We start from the raw sequence: 19,119 nt of genomic DNA on the forward strand, positions 1-19,119 counted from the left end.
TGAGTTCGTTTCGACTCGAAGGAACACCGATGGGCACTCGACTGAAACCGGAGCCGGATGACGGCAGTACGAGAAGGGGACCGATACCCGAGTGCGATTCGACCGGCCCGTTGCGCGCACTCGATCACGCAAGACAGGCACTGATCGCGCGCGCGACCGGCGGTTTTTCGCCAGCGGCACTCATGCTTGCATTCGCCGACTGGTTCATACATCTTCTTTCCGCACCCGGCAAACGGCTGGAACTGGCGGCGCTTGCTGCGGGCAACGTCCGGCTGATGCTGGCAGACCTGACTGACGCACAGGCCGGGAAGGGCGCGCAGCCGCTCGCGCCGATACTCCCGGAAGACGACCGTTTTGGTGCGGCTGCGTGGCAATGGGAGCCGTTCCGCTTCTGGCAGTGTGCCTTTTTGCTGAGTGAGCAATGGTGGAGCGCAGCCACCCATGAAGTGCCGGGCACGACGCGCCACCATGAAGACGTCGTATCGTTCGTCGCACGACAATGGCTCGACGTCTTCGCGCCGGCCAACTTCGTGCCGACCAACCCCGAAGTCTTGCAGCGCACCGCCGCCACCATCGGCGCCAATCTCGCGCAAGGCGCGGCCAACGCGATCGAAGACGCGTGGCGCCTCGCGTTGCGCATGCCGCCCGCCGGCGTCGAACGCTTCGAGGTCGGCGTCGACGTTGCCGCGACCCCGGGCAGTGTCGTGTTTCGCAATCGGCTGATCGAATTGATCCAGTATCGCCCGTCGACTGCCCAGGTTGCCGCCGAGCCTGTGCTGATCGTGCCTGCGTGGATCATGAAGTACTACATCCTCGATTTGTCGCGTGACAACTCGCTGATCAGGTACCTTGTCGACAACGGGCACACCGTCTTTTGCATCTCTTGGCGCAACGTCGACGAGCAGGACCGCAATCTCGGCCTCGACGACTATCGCAGCCTTGGCGTGGTGGCCGCGCTCGACGCCATTTCGCGCATCGTGCCGAACCAGAGAATTCACGCGACCGGCTACTGCCTCGGCGGGACGATCCTCGCCATCACCGCTGCCGCCTTGGCGAACGACCATGACGACCGGCTTGCTTCGGTGACGCTGTTCGCCGCGCAAACGGATTTCACGGAACCGGGTGAACTGCAATTGTTCATCGACGAAAGCCAGGTTTACTTTCTCGAGAGCGTGATGTGGGAACGTGGCTATCTCGCCGCGCGTCAGATGGCGGCCTCGTTTCAGCTCTTGCAATCGAACGACCTGATCTGGTCGCGCGTCGTGCACGACTATCTGCTGGGCGAACGTTCGCCGATGAGCGACCTGATGGCATGGAATGCCGATCCAACCCGCATGCCCTACCGGATGCATTCGGAGTATCTGCGCAAGCTCTTTCTGGACAACGACCTCGCTTGCGCACGATATGAAGTCGGCGGCCATCCCGTTTCGCTGCGCAATATCCGGGCACCGATGTTCGTTGTCGGTACCGAGCGCGACCATATTGCACCCTGGCGCTCCGTCTACAAGATTCATTACTTGTCCGACACCGATGTCACCTTCGTGCTGGCGAGCGGCGGCCACAACGCAGGCATCGTCAGCGAGCCGGGACACTCGCACCGCCAGTTCCGGATCAAGTTCACCGCCGCCGCCGAGATGAGCATCGGCCCCGACGAGTGGCTCGCCGCCGCCGACCACTGCAATGGTTCCTGGTGGCCCGCATGGACCGAATGGCTCAACGAGCATTCTTCAGCCAGCCGCGTCGTGCCGCCGCCGATCGGCTTGCCCGATGCCGACATGCCGATCCTCGCCGATGCGCCAGGCACCTACGTCTTGCGAAAGTGAAGAGCGGGACATGGACGACAAACTCTTGCGCTCTCCGCCGTTATCGCGCGACATTTTCACTTGGCGGACGTTGGGCCGAAATAGCCATTTACAGGACAGGCTACCGTTTGTATCATGCTTTCTCATGTTATTTGAGAATTCTCAATCGTCGTGAGAAAGCATGAGAAAACCCCGGTCGACCCGTGGCATTACCCGCGTCCTGAGCTGGCCAATGCCTATCTAAATGCGTTCGGCCTGGGTCTGACATCCGCGCGAGGTCTCTTTGCCCGCCGCCGCATGGGCAAGACGGAGTTCCTGTGTAAGGACCTGCTGCCGGCGGCCGTCGAAGAGGGTATCCTCGTCGCCTACACGAATCTTTGGGACACCTCGACCCCGGATATCGCGCTGGTTTCGGCGCTGGCCGAAGCGCTCGAGCCGCGCGGTCTGCGCGCCGTGCTCACCGCCCTGGGCAAGCCCGTGCGGAAAATCAAGGTGGGCGGGAAGATTCCGGGCGGCGCGGAGGGCTCCATCGAAGCCGAGCTGGCGCAGCTCGACGCCGACAGCTCGGCCACGATGCGCGAGGTGCTTCGGCAGCTGGACCGTCAGCAGAAGCCGCTGCTGCTCGTCATCGACGAGGCGCAGGTGCTGGCGAAGGCAGAGCACAGCACGTTCGCGCACGCGCTGCGTGCCGCGCTCGACATCCGCAAGGAGCGCATCAAGGTGGTGTTCGCTGGCAGCTCGGAGACGACGCTGCGTGACATGTTCGCGCGCTCCGCCGAGCCCTTCTACAACTGGGCACCGCTGGAGCCGTTCCCGCTGCTCGGCGACGAGTTCGTGGCGTTCACCATCGACCGGATGAACAGCATGGCCCGGCATACGCTAACCTTCGAGCAGGGCAAGCGCGCGTTCGACGAACTGCACCGCACGCCTGAGTTCTTCAAGCGCTTCGTCGAGCGGTTCATGCTCTACCAGACCGAAGGCGTCGGCGCCGCCATCGAGCACACGAAGGAATCCGTGTTCTCCGATGCGCACTTCCTCAAGCAGTGGAACGCCGCCAATCCCGCCGACCAGGCCGTGCTGACGCTGCTCGCCAGTGGCGATTCGGACCTGCATTCGGTGCCGGGCATGGCACGCCTGACGGCGCTCATCGGCCGGCCCGCGACCCGCAATACCGCGGGACACGCGCTACGCCGCCTGCAGGACGACAACGTGGTGACGCGCCTGAGCGTAGGCGAATATCGCATCGAAGACGAGGCCTATGGCGAATGGATTCGGCGGCGCACCGCGGCCACCCTGCACACGACACTCGTGCCGCCCGTGAAGAAGTAGCCCGCCGGAGAACGCGGGCTGCTCGCCTGATGATCAGCGAACCTCAATCCGCGTCATGCCCTTTCAGTCCGTAATAGGCGATGTACAGGTAGCACACCACGGGTACGCAGAACGAGAGCTGTACGCCAATGTGGTCGGCCATAACACCCTGGATGAGCGGGACGATCGCGCCACCGACAATCGCCATGCACAAGATGCCCGAGCCTTCGCCGGTATGCTTGCCCAGCCCCTCGATCGCCAGCGTGAAAATCGTCGGGAACATGATCGAATTGAACAGGCCGATCGCGAGCAAGGCCCACATCGCTATCGTGCCCGATGCCAGTATTGCGATCATGAGCAGCGCCGATACGACGAAGGCGTTAAACGCGAGCAAGTAGCCGGGGCGGATCCTGCTCAGCAACGCAGAGCCGAGGAAGCGCCCCACCATGGCTCCGCCCCAGTACAGCGACAGGTATCGGGCGGCTGCTTCCTGCTGCAAGCCTGCAATCTGCGGCTGGCCCATGAAGTTCACCAGAAAGCTCCCGATAGCGACCTCGGCCCCCACGTACAGGAAGATGCCGACCGCACCCAACACCAGGTGGCGATGGGTCCAAACGTTCGCGTGGACACGGTCGGTGCTACGGGCGTCGGACACCTCGACCCGCGCTTCGGGCGCGTCGATCTTCGGCAACTTCAACGTGGCAATCGCGACGGCCAGCAGGTAGAACACGATCGCGAGCCCGATGTACGGGATTTGCACTGCGCCCGCTTGCGAGACGCCATAAGCCGCGAGCTCCGCGGGATTCAATTTCTGCAACTGCCCGGAGGTCTTGATCGCCACCGAGAGAATCAACACCGAGCCGAAAACCGGCGCGAGCGCGGTGCCGAGCGAATTGAAGGCCTGGGTCAGGTTGAGGCGGCTCGATGCCAGTTCCGGCGTCCCGAGGATGGCCACATACGGATTGGCAGCGACCTGCAGCAGGGTGATACCCGAGGCGAGCACGAACAGCGCGCCAAGAAAGAACGGATAGGACGCGTGTTCCGCCGCGGGATAGAAAAGCAGACAACCGGTTCCGGCCGCCGACAGGCCGAGGATGATGCCCGCCTTGTATCCGAGCCTTTCGACCAGAAAACCTGCCGGGAACGACATGACCAGGTATGCGCCGAAGAAGCAGAACTGAATCAACATCGCCTGCACATAGCTCAGCGTGAATACCGCTCGCAAATGAGGGATCAGGATGTCATTGAGCGAGGTGATGAATCCCCACATGAAGAACAGGGATGTCAGGATAATCAGCGGTGTCGTATAGCGCATCGCAGCTGGCGAGCCGCCGCCAGATCGTGCGCTTCTTAAAATCATGTCCGCCACAATGTTGTCTCCTTGAGTTCAAATCATCGGGTGAGCGCGTGGGAAATCGACGCGTCGCGTTCGCCACACAGGGCGAACGCGACGCACGCAAGTTGCGTTTCCTTCCACGCGCTGCAAAATTGCCCAGGCGCAATTCTGTCGTTGCGCGCGCAGGGCAAGTCAAAGTAGCCAAGCCAGACAGGCGTCAGACCTTGGCAATGTGCAGGAAGTTGGTTGTGCCCGCCACGCCGAAAGGCATGCCGGAGGCAATGACGACGAAGTCGCCCGCGTGCGCGAAGGCTTCGCGTCGCGCGATCGCGCAGGCTTTGTTCACCATGTCAGGCACGTCGGAGACACGCTCGTTGGCGTGCACGGGATGCACGCCCCAGACGAGCGCCAGGCGCCGTGCAGTCGCGAGTTCCGGCGTCACGCCAAGCACGGGGACCACCGGCCGCTCGCGTGCCGCGCGCAGGCTCGTGTAGCCGGATCGCGTGTATGTGACGATCGCCGCGGCAGGCAGCAGGTTCGCCGTCTGCTGCAGAGCAAGGCAGACCGCATCGGCAACTGCGGCCTGCGGCGCCGTATGAGCGGCGTCGATCCCGCTGCGGTAGTCCGGATCGGACTCCACCTCCGCAATGATGCGGTCCATCATCGCCACGGCCTCGCGCGGGTATTGGCCGGACGCGGACTCGGCCGACAGCATCACGGCGTCTGCGCCGTCATACACCGCATTCGCCACGTCCGAGGCCTCCGCACGAGTCGGCACCGGCGCGGCGATCATCGATTCGAGCATCTGGGTGGCAACGACGACAGGCTTGCCAGCGGCCCGGCAGGCCCTGACGATCTGTTTCTGGATCCGCGGCACCTGTTCGGCCGGCAGTTCGACTCCCAGGTCGCCGCGCGCCACCATGATCGCGTCGGCCGCATCGACGATCGCGTCGAGCGAGTCGATTGCCGCCGGCTTCTCCAGTTTGGCCAGCACGGCGGCGCGCCCCTGGACGATCGCTTTCACCTCGAGCACATCCTCGGGTCTTTGCACGAACGACAGCGCGACCCAATCGACGCCCAGCGTCAGCCCGAACTCGAGGTCGGCGCGGTCCTTGGGTGTCATGGCCGGGATGGGCAGCAGTACCGAGGGGACGTTCACACCCTTGCGATCCGATATCGTGCCGCCGGTGATCACCTGCGTCTCGGCGAAGTCCGGCCCGAAGCTCAGTACCTTGAGACGCACCTTGCCATCGTCGACCAGCAATTCGGTGCCGGTCTCGAGTGCGGCAAAGATCTCCGGATGGAGCAGCGGTGCGCGTGTGGCGTCGCCCGGGGTGGCGTCCAGATCAAGGCGAAACGCCGCACCGGCCTTTAGCGTGACCGGGCCGTCGGCGAGCGTGCCGATGCGCAGCTTCGGGCCCTGGAGATCGAGCAGCACGGCGATAGGCCGCCCGGTGTCCTGCTCGACGCGGCGGATGATCTCGAGCCGCTCCTGGTGCTGGACGTGCGTACCGTGACTGAAGTTGAGTCGGAACACATCGGCACCGGCGTCGAACAGGGCACGCACCGTGGCCAGGTCGGAACTCGATGGCCCCAGTGTCGCGACGATCCGGGCATTACGTTTGCGACGCGTCATGTTCACTCCGCTTAAAAGATGAAGTCTGTGTTGATGAACTTCGATTGATGTTCGCGCACGATGGTGTTGAGCAATGCCATGTTCGGCTCGGTCTGTCGGGTCGCGACCATCGAGCGGATCGAGAACGCGCGCAGCGCATCGCTGACCGACAGCGTGCCCTCGGCCGAATCCTTGCGCCCGGCAAACGGGAACACGTCCGGCCCGCGCTGACACTGGCAGTTGATGTTCACGCGGCAGACCTGGTTGACCAGCGGATCCACCAGCGTGCCGATCTGCGAAGCGTCGTTGCCGAAGATGCTTACCTGTTGCCCGTGATCCGAGGTGATCACGTAGTCGAGTGCCTCTTCCACGTCGTCGAAGCTCATGACCGGGACGACCGGACCGAACTGCTCCTCCCGGTACAGCTTCATCCCCTCGCGCACGGGGTAGACGACGGCCGGGTTGAACAGCGTGCTGCAGAAGGCACCGCCGCCCTCGTTGACGACGCGCGCGCCCTTTGCCACGGCGTCTTCGATCGCTTCTGTCATGTAGGCGGTGCGATGCGGCCCCGGCAGAGGCGTGATGTGCACGCCGGCCTCCCAGGGCATGCCCGTTTTGAGCCGGGCCAGTTCAGCCGTGAAACGCTCGAGGAATGCGTCGATGACACTGCGGTGCACGATCAGCATCTTGAGGGCCGTGCAGCGTTGTCCGTTGAACGACAGTGCGCCAAGCAGGCATTCCCTTGCCGCCAGATCCAGGTCGGCATCGGGCAGCACGATGGCCGCATTCTTCGCGTCGAGGCCCAACACGGCGCGCAGGCGGTGCGATTTCGGATGCTGCTTTTTCAGATGGTCCGCAACGCGGCTCGATCCGATCAGTGCCAGCACGTTGACGTTGCCCGAGGCCAGCATGCGCGGCACCACCAGTTGACCCGGCGCGTAAATGGTGTTGACCACGCCGGGCGGAAACGCATCCCGAAACACTTCGAGCAACGGCTCGAAAAGCAACGTGCCATATTGTGGCGGCTTGAGGACCACGGTATTGCCCATGAGCAACGCCGGGATCAGCGTGCAGAACGTCTCGTTGAGCGGATAGTTGTACGGCCCCATGCACAACACGACGCCCAGCGGCGTGCGGCGGACCTGTCCAATGGTCCCCTCGACCACCATGAATCGCGAATGGCCGTTGTCCATGTCCTTCAGGGCGTCGATCGTGGCCTGGATGTACTCGATGGTGCGATCGAACTCCTTGCGCGAATCGGCGAGGCTTTTGCCGATTTCCCACATGAGAAGGTTCACGATCGACTGCCGGCGCTCGGCCATGCCTTTCACGAAGGTTTGCATGCAGGCGATGCGGCCGGCGACCGTCATCGTCGGCCATTCGCCTCGGCCGTTGTCGTACGCAGCGACGGCGGCATTCAGTGCGGCGTCGCTCTGCGCCTCGTGCATGAGCGGGTAGCTGCCGATCTCGACCTGGCTTACGTCGCCCGTCAACGGGTCGCGTGTGCAGACCGGCGACAGCACGGTTTTGCAGGGGCCGTCCCATGTGAGCAGTTGCCCACCGATCAGGAAATCGCGCTGGTGAACGGGGGCGGCGAGACGGTGTTCCTCCGGTATCTCGTCAAGCGTTGGGAAGTGCCGGGCGAGTCGCGAATCGTGATCGGTCGTCATGAGGTCTCCGAAAGCGTTGGGGCAGGTGTACAGCGTGTTCAGTCGAGGCGTTCAAAGCGCACGGCGGTCAGGCGCCTTGCAGGCGGTGCCGAAGTCGATCGGAGCAGGGTACGCGGGCATGGCGCCTGCGCGCGACGTGCTGCAACGAGGGATTGAAGCCGGCGAGAAACCGACGAGAAACGCCTGCGCAGATTGATCAGCCCTTTCTGCATCGACATCGCTCCGCCTTTTCGTCCCCAGGTACTATTCATTGCGCTCGACTGTAGTTAAACTACTTCGCAGTGTCAATTGCAATTTTTGCACGACTACATTGCCTCGGGGCGGTAGCGACAGATGCCTGGCGATTCCGGCGGTATCACCGCACTTTTCGGTGCGGCGCAGGCGCGCCTCCGATGCAGGCGCTGCTCCAGGTGGCGTGCCTGATCCTGCTGATCGCTCCCGGCACACGCTCTACGTGCTGCAGCAGGCCGCCACGGCTGACCGGAACAGTGCCATCTCGAAGCTGGCGAACGACAAGGAAATGAGACTCAATGTCTACAGGTGCACCTGACAAATCTGCCCCTGGCGAGAGCCAGCACGCCAACGGACCGAGAATGCTCGCCGACATCGGGGGGACCAACGCGCGCTTCGCCCTGGAGTGGAGCGCGGGCGAGATCGGCCAGGTGCGCGTGTATCCGTGTGCCGACTATCCGGGTGTCGCGGACGTCATCCGGCAGTATCTGAAGGACACGAAGGTCGGCCGCGTGAGCCTCGCGGCCATCGCCATTGCAAACCCGGTCGATGGGGACCAGGTGCGCATGACCAATCACGACTGGACCTTCTCGATCGAGGCCACGCGCCGTGCGCTCGGCTTCGACACGCTCCTGGTCGTGAACGACTTTACCGCGCTCGCCATGGCGCTGCCGGGTTTGACCGACGCGCAGCGCAGCCAGGTGGGCGGCGGCCAGCCCCGCCAGAACAGCGTGATCGGCCTGCTCGGGCCGGGCACGGGCCTCGGCGTCTCGGGCCTGATTCCCGCCGACAACCACTGGATCGCCCTTGGCAGCGAAGGCGGCCATGCGAGTTTTTCTCCGCAGGACGAGCGCGAGGATCTCGTGCTGCAGTTTGCGCGCAAGAAGTCGCCGCACGTGTCGTTCGAGCGCGTCTGCTCGGGCCCCGGCATCGAACTGATCTATTGCGCGCTTACCGCGCGCGAAGAAACGAAAAAGCTGCCCGCGAGCCTCGACACCGCCGAAATCGTCAAGCGCGCGCACGAGGGCGAGGCACTCGCGGCCGAAACGATCGAGTGCTTCTGCGGCATTCTCGGCAGTTTCTCAGGCAATCTCGCGATGACACTCGGCTCGCACGGCGGCATCTATATCGGCGGCGGTGTGGTGCCGCGTCTGGGCGAGCTATTCACCCGCTCGTCGTTTCGCCGGCGCTTCGAAGCCAAGGGTCGATTCGACGCCTATCTCGCCAACGTGCCGACCTACGTCATCACCGCGGACTATCCGGCGTTCCTCGGCGTTTCGGCGATCCTCGCAGAACACCTGTCGAGCGAACCGCGCAGTGGCCCCGGCAAGGCGTTGCCGCATTGACTTCGCGGTACCGCAAGGAACAATCCGATCGATCCATCGTGGCCATTCGTGCTCACGTGCCGGCGGTTACACCGGTCGTATTGCCGCGCGCGTAAACGTTGGAGTGCTGACGAATTTAAGACCGCGTCGTCCCGTTCGACAAAGGCACGCCCAGGAAACGATGCAAAACCGCAATCTATCTCAAAAGGCAATGCTGCTCCCCTTGCCGATGGTATTCGTCAGGGATGCGTCGCTCGCAGCACATCTGGCTTTCGCGGTGTGCTGCGCGGGTCAGGGAAATCGGCATCAGCTCTATCAGCTTATCCGCATGACCTATCTTTCATACCTGCTTTGGCAGGACGGGTATGGAGACGCGGCATACGAGTTGTACTGCGACGCTGAAGGGGCATTGGAGGCTGCGGCCGAGCATGCCTATGCAACGGATGACTGGAGCCTGGGCGATGACGCAGTCCGTTTAATGCAGGAGGTCGTCCGAATTTACGATGGGCAAATGCGCTCGGTTTGTCGTCGACGTTACCTGCAATGCACGGCCAAACTCGACCGTTTGCTCCGAATCGAAATACCGGACAAGTTGCGCGGAAAGGTCGTCGATTCTATTCCCCTTTGATACCTGATCACCCGCCAAGTCCGTACCGGTCTGGCTGCGTTCGCGGGTGACCGGCGCGCCGATCAATGCATGTGCTGGCCACCGTTGATTGCGATGTTCGAGCCGGTCACGAAGCCCGCATCCTCCGAGCACAGATAGACGACCAGTGCGGCGACCTCGTCAGGCCGGCCGAGCCGCCCGATGGGAATCTGCGGCAGGATCTTGATGTCGAGGATGTCCTGCGGGATCGCCGTCACCATCTTCGTCGCAAGGTAGCCTGGCGAAATGGTGTTGACCGTCACGCCTTTGCGGGCCACTTCGAGCGCGAGCGCTTTCGTGAAGCCGTGCATGCCCGCCTTGGCGGCGGCATAGTTGGTCTGGCCGACCGAGCCCTTCGAGCCATTGACCGACGAGATGTTGATAATCCTGCCCCATCCACGTTCGACCATTCCTTCGCACACCGGCTTGGTCATGTTGAAGACCGAATCCAGATTGGTGCGGATCACGGCGTCCCAATTGACCTTGTCGAGTTTCCTGAGCGTAAGGTCGCGCGTGATGCCGGCGTTGTTCACCAGGATGTCGATCGGGCCGATCGCCTGCCGGATCTCCGCCACACACTGCTGGCACGAGTCGTAGTCGGCCACATCGACCGCATACGCGCGGAAGTGGCGCCCGTGCGCCTGCATGCCGGCTAACCAATCCTTCACGCCGGTATTGGACGGTGAGTGGGTGACGGCGACGTCGTAACCCGCGTCATGCAGCTTCGTGCTGATGGCTTCTCCCAATCCGCCCATGCCGCCCGTTACCACCGCAATGCGTTTCGTCATGATGTCTGTCCCCGGTTGTCGATTCAGTGGTACTCATCAGGGTCACGCCCGTGCGACGTATCGTCAACCCCGCGGCGATTGCCCGCGGTGCGCCTGATCGAGCAGCCGCAGCATTTGGGCACGCCGCTGCTCGCGTCGATAATGGCCAACCACGGAAATGACCGCGAACAGCAGCACCGCCAAACCCATCACCATGCTTACCCGGCTTTCGTCCATCTTCATTTCCTTCAACGTGGTGTTGAGCGACCCGGCCGATTAGCGGATGCCGACCATTGCTGCGGTGCGCAGTATGACGCCGACGTCCACGCCGGATGCCAGCCTTTACACGGTGCCCAACTGGTGCGGTGCCCGGTTCTCGTTGACGCACCGTCTCACTGTCGAATTCCGGAAAATCACTGCCGAAAGACGACCTGGTTTTCCTGCTCAGCTTCGGCGTCGGGCGTTATCGTTTGGTGGCCGGTGCCGCCGGCACGACGGTGCGCTTGACGGATTGCGAGGCCGCTACCACGGCCATGTCGAGGTTGCCTCGGGTGATCTCGGCCGCCTGTTGAGCGCTTCGCTGCATCGTTTCATACAGTGCATTGGCGGCGGTGAGCGCGGAATCCAGCGCGGCGAAGGGCGTCTCGGAACCTCCGGGCGCGCTTTGCGCGAGATCCGCCACCAGCGTCCGAGCCTGGTGACTATACGCCTCCCACTGAGCCAGCCCGACCTGCGCAAACCCGGTCTGGATCGCAGTGACGATCTCGAACAACTGACGGTGGTAGGCCTGCACCTTTTCTGCACTGTTGCCGACAAGGCCGTCCTGTAGTGCCAGCCATTCGCGTGGCTCTTTCACAGAGAGGGACTTCTGGGCCTGATCGAGCGTATCGGTCAACGCAGACCGAATCGCCTGTGCGTTCAGTTGGGCGAGCTGTTCGACGCTTTCGACGATCCTGTTGGTCAGGCCGAACAGCATGTCGACATAGGCCTTCTGGGTCGCAGCAAGCTGCTCCTGCGTTTGCATGATGGAACTCCTGTAAGGGGCACGGACGTTGCCCCGTTACCATGGGGTACGTGACATGCGGCGGCATGGCGGCAGCGCCATCACCCGCGGACGACGCGTGGACTGTCTGGTTGAATTCGGTTCAGCGTATCCGCGCGACGGCCTGCAGCACGGCATCGCCGTTGCGAGTGAGATGCGGACGCTGCTGTCCGGAGGCGAGCTGTTCCAGCGCGACCAGTTGCCGTTCCAGAAGCGTGTCAAGCTCTTCGCGGCCGAGATCGATTTGGTCAGGCGCAGACTTGACCAGCATCAGCGTGGAAAATTCGTGGGGACTCAGCATGGCTGTCTCACAGGTTATCGGGAGCAACGTTGCTGGGAGAGAGGAATGACCGCTTTCGCGCCGGAGGCACACCGGTGCGGATAGGTTATTCCATTCTGTTTTCTGGTATGGCGAAATTCGCTTGTCCCAAGACCAGATTAATCATCTTAGTTCGGGATTGGGGACGGTGCCAGAAAAAAATTAAACATGAAAACGCTTTGATGGGTCAGTAATGGGATGGTCACCCCCACCTCTCAGCGAGTACGCTGCTGAGAACTTTCCTCGGGAGGCCACTGCCATGCACAACGTCACGATGGTTGGAATCGATCTGGGCAAGCATTCTTTTCACCTGCATGGGCAGGACGGCGCCGGTAAAGCTGTATTCCGCAAAAAAGTTTCGCGCAAGCAACTGCTTGAGTTCTTTGTGACATTCCACCCTTGCACCGTCGTGATGGAGGCCTGCGCCGGCGCACATTGGATGGCACGCAGGCTCAGCGAGTTCGGACATACCGTCAAGCTGATTTCTCCACAATTCGTACGCCCGTTCGTCAAGAGCAACAAGAACGACTTCGTCGATGCCGAGGCGATTTGCGAAGCCGCATCGCGACCATCGATGCGGTTTGTTACGCCAAAGACAGAATCCCAGCAGACTCTGTCAGCACTGCACCGGGTTCGCCAGGCTCTGGTCCGCGACCGTGTGCGTACTACCAACCAGATGCATGGATTCCTGCTTGAATTCGGCATCAGCCTTCCCGTTGGCCACGCCGTCGTAAAGCGACTGCCGGCCGTACTGGCGGAGCATCGACTGCCGCCACGTCTGGTCGCGATCCTCGATCGCCTGCATGCGCACTTCAAATACCTTACAGAGCAGATTCGCGATATCGAGAAGGAACTCGAGCGGCAACTCGCCGATGACTCCATTGGCCAGCGTCTGCTGACGATTCCCGGCATTGGAACGATCACTGCCAGTCTGCTTGCCTCGGAGCTCGGCGATGGTAAGCAATACCGATGCAGCCGTGACTTCGCCGCTGCGGTCGGGCTGGTGCCAAGGCAATACAGTACTGGTGGAAAGTCAAATCTGCTCGGAATTTCCAAGAGAGGGGACAAGAATATCCGCCACCTGCTGGTCCAGTGTGCCCGAGCATTTATGCTCCGGCTGGACAAGCAGTCGGGCCGTATGGCCGACTGGGTGCGAGCGATGCTGGGGCGACGCCACTCCAGCGTGGTCGCCTGTGCGCTGGCCAGCAAGCTGGCACGAATTGCATGGGCGATCGTAAGCCATGACACTGTATTCGAACGACAGGCGCCCGCTGCGGTCGCGTAACGATGTGCCGTCGCACTTTTAACGAATTCAACCCACCTGGTTTTGCGACTGCTGATTATTGATGACGTAAACGGCAAACCGGCCTGGCGGACACCCTGAAAGGTTAACGAGCTCCTGAAGCTGCGTCTGTTATCAGGACCGCCTGGCGCGATTCTCATCGTGGCGCGGGGAGTAGTCCCCACAACGACGCCGGATAGATTTGTGCAAGCCATCCACCCGTCAAGATCAGCATTGCAAAAATGGGGGTGACCATAGATTAACCTTTGTAAGACAACTTGCACCTTTGCACAGCGCAATTGAAAGACGGATCCGTAGGGAAATATCGCTCCAACGCGCACGGGGTTCACACGGGGAGAATTTCTGCCGGCCGCCCAAGGCACGATTCCGCGCGTGGTTGTCCTGCGGCCATACTCGTCGAGGTAAAACGGCACTTAATGCAGCCTGATCCTGAGGGCGCGCCGCCTTCACCTACCTGAAGCGGGCGCATCCGTTGGCAGCGGTACCGCACGCGCAATTCTCAAGTCGGGTTCACGACCGGCTCGCTCCGGATCACCCGTTCCATAAACCCGGTACCCGGGTCGAATTCCCTGGCGAAACGATGTCCGGGAAGCAGCGCGATCGATAGTTCGCCAGTCGTGCGACCATGCACCCGCGCGCCATCAGGCGAGACCGACCCGGCCAGGGTCAAAATTTCGAGGTCGCCACGAAGCCCGGTCGGGGATTCTGCGCCGGCGATCGCGCAACATTGGGGGGCAATTCGGCAAAGCCATCGAGCCCCCGCATTCGCGGTCGGCAGCATATGTTGTACCGCACCATGCATTCAGGTATCATCCATCCCCCCAAAAGCTGCGCACACCGGATTCCGCGCGAGGCATCCCGGCCTCGACTATCTGTGCGTCTCCACGATTCCGTTCGCATCCTGGCAGGCATCCATCCTGGTGCCATGCTCGCGACGATCGTCGGCCTATCTGTCGAGGAGCAAGTATTGGCAATTCCTGATCGGAACGTTTCCACGTTCCCTGTCACCACCGTCGCGTCAAAGGCCGGCCGCCGCGAGTTGAAGGGAAAGGCCCAGGCCCTTTCGCCGCAGGACACCGCGTCACAGGCACGCCAGAACGAAGAGCGTCAACGCCAGATGCGTGCGTTGATCGCGCTCGGTCGAGAGCGCGGCTATCTCACGCACGCGGACATCAACGATCACCTGCCCGATAACTTTACGCAAACGGCGGCGATGGACACCATCGTCAGCACGTTCAGCGACATGGGTGTGGCCGTGTACGAACAAGCGCCGGACGCCGAGGCGCTCCTGTTGACCGACGCCGCGCCTGCCGCGGCATCGGACGATCAGGCTGACGAGGAGGCGGAAGCTGCGCTCTCGACTGTCGATTCGGAATTCGGCCGCACCACGGATCCGGTCCGGATGTACATGCGCGAAATGGGCGCCAGCGAACTGCTGACCCGCGCCGGCGAAATCGAGGTCGCGAAACGGATCGAAGATGGCCTCCAGGACATGATTCAAGCGATTGCCGCGTGTCCGTCGATCGTGTCCACGATTCTTGCCGATGTCGACCGCATCGTTGCCGGCGAACTCCGCATCGACGAACTGGTCGATGGCATCAGCGTCGACGCCGACGAAAGCGACATGGCGCCGGAGTCCGAAGAAGAGGAGGCGGAAGCACTCGCCGCCGACGATGAGTCGGACGAAGACGACGACGTCGAAACGGACGCCGGGGATTCGGAGAAGGTGAACGCGGCACGCCTCGAAGAACTCACGAACGACAGTCTTGCGATTTTCGCGCGCGTGCGTGCCCTGTTCGAGCAGTTGCCGGATGCGCCGGTTACTGGCGACGCTCGATCCGCGGCCGCTGCGCAAGTGCGCACCGCGATCCAGCGTGAAGTCGCGCCGATCCGCTTTACGGCCAAGACCATCGACCGCCTGTGCGCCATTGTGCATGAGCAGGTGACTGAGGTTCGCTCGATCGAGCGCAGCATCCTGGCGATCGCCGTCGATCGGTGCGGCATGCCGCGCGACGCGTTTGTCGAGTCGTTCCCGGGCCACGAGACCGACCTCGAATGGACGAACCGCACGGCAGCGACCTCGCAGCAGTTCGGCGCGGCGCTCGAGCGACACCTGCCGGCCATTCAGGCTGCGCAGCAGAAACTCGTCGACATCGAGTCCCGGGTCTCGTTGCCGCTCCAGCAGCTCAAGCAGATCAACCGCCAGATGAGTGCCGCGGAGCTGAAAATGCGGCAGGCCAAGCGCGAGATGATCGAAGCGAACCTTCGCCTTGTCATTTCGATCGCCAAGAAATACGTGAACCGTGGCATGCAGTTTCTGGATCTGATCCAGGAGGGCAATATCGGCCTGATGAAGGCCGTGGACAAGTTCGAATACCGGCGCGGCTGGAAGTTCTCGACCTACGCGACCTGGTGGGTCCGGCAGGCTGTCACGCGTGCGCTCGCCGATCAGGCGCGGACCATTCGCGTGCCGGTCCACATGATCGAGACGATCAACAAGCTGAACCGGATTTCGCGCGAAATCCTGCAAAAGACAGGGCAGGAAGCGCATCCCGCAGAGCTTGCAAAGCGCATGGAGATGTCCGAGGAGAAAGTGCTCGGTATCCTCAAGATCGCCAAGCAACCTGTCTCGCTCGAAAGCCCGGTGGGTGACGATGGCGATGCGACGCTTGGCGACATGATCGAGGACGCCTCGGCGAGTTCACCGGCTGAAGCCGCGATTCACGCAAATATGCGCAAGGCGATCGACGAGGCGCTCGACGGGTTGTCGCCGCGCGAGGCCAAGGTCCTGCGGATGCGATTCGGGCTCGACACGAACTCCGATCACACGCTTGAAGAGGTCGGCAAGCAGTTCGACGTGACCCGCGAGCGGATTCGCCAGATTGAAAGCAAGGCGATGCGCAAGCTGATGCATCCCAGTCGCGCAGACAAGCTCAGGCCCTTTCTTGAGCGCTGAGACAAGCCGGGCGTGATATCACTTTGACGTCCGGCTCCAGACCAGCAGCGATCATGCGCAGGCGTGATCGCTGCTGGTAACTTGCAGCGGCTTGATGTTGGCCGCCTGTTTCCCCTTGGGGTCCTGCTTGACCTCGAAGCTGACCTTCTGGCCTTCCTGAAGGGATTTGAAGCCACTTCCCTGAACCTCGGAGAAGTGCGCAAACACGTCTTCGCCGCCGTCGTCCGGCGTCATGAATCCGAACCCCTTCGTATCGTTAAACCACGTTGTGGCGACCTCGTAAGCGATTGTGGCGTTGGCACCGGCGAACAGGAAAATGGAATCGACAGGCTGGATCAGCTCTTTCTTGATGTCTTCGCGACAAATGGCGTCGGTACGTGTTGAACCTGTTCGCTTCCGCATTGCGGGCAGGGCGGGTGAGCCGATGCATGTTCAGCGAGATGCTCAACACTCTCAAACGTTTTGCCGCACTTCTCGCAACGGTATTGGTAGGTCGGCATGGCATTCCTCCGGTATCGATGCTGCCTGTGGATATGAGTATGGTGCGAGGCGGCGCAAACTCGATATTGCAGTGAACCCGCATTGAGGCACCCGCGGGAACCTCGACCGGGAGGACCGCTCGTGGAGCCCGACGACGGCGTGTTCGAAAGGCGGCTGGTACGTGTACGCGACGAAGTGCAGGGACGACCCTGCAAACGTCTGATTAATGATTCTTTCGCTGCTTCGCGACAAATTCACGAGTAGCGCCGAGCTTTCTTCGCTGAAAGGACCATCACTGGAGGAGGCGATCAACCTGATGCCTTCGCTGAGTTGTAAATGGGTCGATGCGATGAGCGGTTATGCGCTGCAGCTCCAGCATTTTGGCCGCTGGTTGTAATCGGGCGTCAGCCTGGCCGATGGATATTCTCCATCCATCCTTGAGTTGCGCCGATGAGTTCGTAACGCATGTTTTGAACTCCTTGGTTTCGTTTGAGTTGGAGAGCCCTTTCGATAGGACTTGATCGATCACGCGCTGGTTGACAAGTGGCTGGCAGGGTAATCTATCAATTCCGTCTATCACGATGAGTGGCATAATTCGAGCGTTGCGACCTCTCGCAACCGACAACTATGGGAGAACAGAACATGGCCAATGGCGACTACAAGACGTTGAAGGCACAGCTTGAAGCATTGCACGAGAAGACGGAAGCAGCACGCATTGCGGAATTGGAAGCAGTGATCGCTGACATTCGCGAAAAGGTGGCTGAATACGGGATCACGGCCGAGCAGATTTTCGGTCGTCAACGCGTCGGCAAGGGCAAGACGGTCGGTGCTCACGTCGCGGCAAAGTACCAGAACCCGAAGACGGGTGAAACGTGGAGCGGACGCGGTCGCGCTCCGGCGTGGATCAAGGACGTGAAGAACCGCACCCGCTTTCTCATTGGCGCCGCGGCCGAGGCACCGAGTACCGCCGGCAAAGCCGCGACCCGGACTGCAGCAAAGAAAGCCGTCGCAAAGACTCAAAAGGCCGACGCGAAATCCGTGAAATCGGCGGGCGCGACAGTGGCTCGCGAAAGAGGGCGCCCGTCGACTAATGTTGCCGCAACAAAGACGAGAAGCCAGCGCGCTCCTCGCGTGAAAAAGGCGGCAGGCGCCGTCAAGCCGGAAGTTGTCACCGAAGCCGCGAGCGAGTAACGGCGCGGATCAGGCGGGCGAGCGGCAAGGAATGGACTGGTCGCTGTCGCTCGCTTTATTGTTTCTTACTGCTGACGTTGAATCGTTTTTCACGTGCTCCGGGTCAATCCGACCCGGGGCCCGGATGCCGCCACAGTTTTGTATGTGGGTTTGGAATGCCAGCGTTTTATCGGATGGATTGCTGCTGGAGAAACTTCTCGCTGGGTGAGTCTGGTGTCTCGATACCGATCAGGTGTTCACGGCATCCTTGAATGCTTTGCCGGCGGTAAACTTGACCGTTTTTGCGGCGGCAATCGTGATGGCTTCCCCGGTCGCCGGATTGCGGCCGGTCCGCTCAGCACGTGCCCCGGTGGAGAAAGAGCCAAAACCGATCAGTTGCACCGTATCGCCGCGCGTGACGGCGTGCGTCACGGCCGCGAGAATGGCATCAATGGCAGCGCCCGTGCTGGCTTTGCTGTCGCCCGTTGCAGCCGAAACAGCGTCGATGAGTTCTTGCTTGTTCATTCGTGGATTCCTCAGTCATGTCCGCTAAAGGCGGATTTGGCCACTACCCTATAACATTTACTGCGTAGAACGCAACTTCTGCCTCTTTGTTGCACATGTAACATTCGAAATCGAGGTCAACCAGGGGAGAATCGCCGCGTTGTACGGAGCAGGCGTCGGGCGAGGCGCTCGTCCTGCCCGATGATGCCGCTACGCTGCGATCTGGATGGACAATGAGGACGGGTAGGTGGTACCACTGACGAATGCGATGCGTGCCAGGATTTTGGCGCGAGTTGTTCCGCAAAGTTGCCATCATGATTGGTCGTGGCCAAACAGGCCTCGAAAATGCGCCGCGACCGACATGGTTTGCGCGCACGGTATCGATGAACAGATTATTCATGACGACCAGTAAAATTCAATCGCTGCACCAGCAACTCGGCCACCTCAACTTGCTCGTTGATGAGGCCCGGAAAAAAGAAAAGGCAGCAGTACTCGCCACGATTCGGGAGCAGGTGAAGCGGCGCGCGTCAAGGTAGTTGCCGCCTGATTCATGCAGCCAGAGGCTGTTTGCTGTCGACGTGCGGGGCCATCGAAACGACAGCGTCGTGTTCAGGATTGAGCGTCACGGCACCAACCGGTGTCCAG

Annotated in this window: 17 protein-coding genes and 3 pseudogenes; 9 read left to right on the top strand and 11 right to left on the bottom strand. The window is 61.6% G+C overall.

The window, feature by feature from the left end:
- Positions 1-29 precede the first annotated feature (29 nt).
- A complete protein-coding gene (locus tag DID96_RS31615) occupies positions 30-1,823 on the top strand; it encodes an alpha/beta hydrolase (RefSeq protein ID WP_124603161.1) in 1,794 nt (597 codons plus the stop codon).
- A gap of 150 nt (positions 1,824-1,973) precedes the next feature.
- Positions 1,974-3,131, top strand: a complete 1,158-nt coding sequence (locus DID96_RS31620) for an ATP-binding protein (protein ID WP_124603146.1) — start codon at positions 1,974-1,976, stop codon at positions 3,129-3,131.
- Between the two features lie 43 nt (positions 3,132-3,174).
- Here the strand turns inward: DID96_RS31620 and fucP are convergent, their stop codons facing one another.
- The 3 genes from fucP to DID96_RS31635 all read right to left on the bottom strand — a co-directional run bounded on the left by fucP (position 3,175) and on the right by DID96_RS31635 (position 7,731).
- Positions 3,175-4,470 carry an L-fucose:H+ symporter permease gene (gene fucP / locus DID96_RS31625; RefSeq protein ID WP_185732431.1) on the bottom strand — a complete coding sequence of 432 codons (1,296 nt, stop codon included), beginning with the start codon at positions 4,468-4,470 and terminating at the stop codon, positions 3,175-3,177.
- A 193-nt stretch (positions 4,471-4,663) separates the two neighbouring features.
- Positions 4,664-6,082, bottom strand: coding sequence for a pyruvate kinase (gene pyk, locus DID96_RS31630; protein ID WP_124603147.1), 1,419 nt, complete (start codon positions 6,080-6,082; stop codon positions 4,664-4,666).
- An 11-nt stretch (positions 6,083-6,093) separates the two neighbouring features.
- Positions 6,094-7,731 (bottom strand): NADP-dependent glyceraldehyde-3-phosphate dehydrogenase, encoded by a 1,638-nt coding sequence (locus DID96_RS31635; RefSeq protein WP_124603148.1) that lies wholly within the window; start codon positions 7,729-7,731, stop codon positions 6,094-6,096.
- 530 nt (positions 7,732-8,261) lie between these two features.
- Between DID96_RS31635 and DID96_RS31640 the strand changes: the two are divergent.
- A pseudogene (locus DID96_RS31640) lies at positions 8,262-9,269 on the top strand (glucokinase); the annotation flags it as partial.
- Positions 9,270-9,468: 199 nt separating this feature from the next.
- Positions 9,469-9,915: a hypothetical protein gene (locus DID96_RS31645; RefSeq protein ID WP_124603149.1), complete on the top strand. Its 447-nt coding sequence runs from the start codon at positions 9,469-9,471 to the stop codon at positions 9,913-9,915.
- A 62-nt stretch (positions 9,916-9,977) separates the two neighbouring features.
- Here DID96_RS31645 and phbB read toward each other — a convergent pair whose 3' ends face one another.
- From phbB to DID96_RS31660, 4 genes are all read right to left on the bottom strand, one after another.
- A complete protein-coding gene (gene phbB / locus DID96_RS31650) occupies positions 9,978-10,721 on the bottom strand; it encodes an acetoacetyl-CoA reductase (protein ID WP_124603150.1) in 744 nt (247 codons plus the stop codon).
- Positions 10,722-10,784: 63 nt separating this feature from the next.
- Positions 10,785-10,937, bottom strand: a complete 153-nt coding sequence (locus DID96_RS38515) for a hypothetical protein (protein ID WP_185732429.1) — start codon at positions 10,935-10,937, stop codon at positions 10,785-10,787.
- A gap of 226 nt (positions 10,938-11,163) precedes the next feature.
- Entirely contained in the window at positions 11,164-11,724 is a 561-nt protein-coding gene (gene phaP / locus DID96_RS31655; protein ID WP_124603151.1) for a TIGR01841 family phasin, read from the bottom strand.
- Positions 11,725-11,845: 121 nt separating this feature from the next.
- Positions 11,846-12,043 (bottom strand): hypothetical protein, encoded by a 198-nt coding sequence (locus tag DID96_RS31660; protein WP_124603152.1) that lies wholly within the window; start codon positions 12,041-12,043, stop codon positions 11,846-11,848.
- A 277-nt stretch (positions 12,044-12,320) separates the two neighbouring features.
- Here DID96_RS31660 and DID96_RS31665 point away from each other — a divergent pair, with 277 nt between their 5' ends.
- Positions 12,321-13,346: an IS110 family transposase gene (locus DID96_RS31665; RefSeq protein ID WP_124603153.1), complete on the top strand. Its 1,026-nt coding sequence runs from the start codon at positions 12,321-12,323 to the stop codon at positions 13,344-13,346.
- Between the two features lie 517 nt (positions 13,347-13,863).
- Here DID96_RS31665 and DID96_RS39180 read toward each other — a convergent pair.
- The gene (locus DID96_RS39180; protein ID WP_409333831.1) at positions 13,864-14,166 is read right to left on the bottom strand and encodes a DUF296 domain-containing protein; all 303 of its coding nucleotides are present in this window, start codon (positions 14,164-14,166) and stop codon (positions 13,864-13,866) included.
- A 123-nt stretch (positions 14,167-14,289) separates the two neighbouring features.
- Here DID96_RS39180 and rpoD point away from each other — a divergent pair, with 123 nt between their 5' ends.
- Positions 14,290-16,320 (top strand): RNA polymerase sigma factor RpoD, encoded by a 2,031-nt coding sequence (gene rpoD, locus DID96_RS31675; RefSeq protein WP_260464076.1) that lies wholly within the window; start codon positions 14,290-14,292, stop codon positions 16,318-16,320.
- A 51-nt stretch (positions 16,321-16,371) separates the two neighbouring features.
- Here the strand turns inward: rpoD and DID96_RS31680 are convergent, their stop codons facing one another.
- Entirely contained in the window at positions 16,372-16,608 is a 237-nt protein-coding gene (locus DID96_RS31680; protein ID WP_124603164.1) for a cold-shock protein, read from the bottom strand.
- A gap of 47 nt (positions 16,609-16,655) precedes the next feature.
- Positions 16,656-16,820, bottom strand: a complete 165-nt coding sequence (locus DID96_RS31685; RefSeq protein WP_124603154.1) for a zinc ribbon domain-containing protein — start codon at positions 16,818-16,820, stop codon at positions 16,656-16,658.
- Between the two features lie 206 nt (positions 16,821-17,026).
- On the opposite strand from DID96_RS31685, the gene DID96_RS38520 reads away from it, so the two are divergent.
- Positions 17,027-17,197, top strand: coding sequence for a hypothetical protein (locus tag DID96_RS38520; protein WP_185732430.1), 171 nt, complete (start codon positions 17,027-17,029; stop codon positions 17,195-17,197).
- A gap of 245 nt (positions 17,198-17,442) precedes the next feature.
- Positions 17,443-17,739, top strand: a pseudogene (locus DID96_RS39185) (H-NS family nucleoid-associated regulatory protein); the annotation flags it as partial.
- Positions 17,740-18,219: 480 nt separating this feature from the next.
- On the opposite strand, the gene DID96_RS31695 reads toward DID96_RS39185, so the two are convergent.
- Positions 18,220-18,495 (bottom strand): HU family DNA-binding protein, encoded by a 276-nt coding sequence (locus DID96_RS31695; RefSeq protein WP_124599463.1) that lies wholly within the window; start codon positions 18,493-18,495, stop codon positions 18,220-18,222.
- 377 nt (positions 18,496-18,872) lie between these two features.
- Here DID96_RS31695 and DID96_RS31700 point away from each other — a divergent pair.
- Positions 18,873-18,995, top strand: a pseudogene (locus DID96_RS31700) (H-NS histone family protein); the annotation flags it as partial.
- Positions 18,996-19,119: the final 124 nt, after the last annotated feature.

The organism is Burkholderia sp. Bp8963 (genome assembly GCF_003854275.1).
In the GTDB taxonomy this organism is placed as follows: domain Bacteria; phylum Pseudomonadota; class Gammaproteobacteria; order Burkholderiales; family Burkholderiaceae; genus Burkholderia.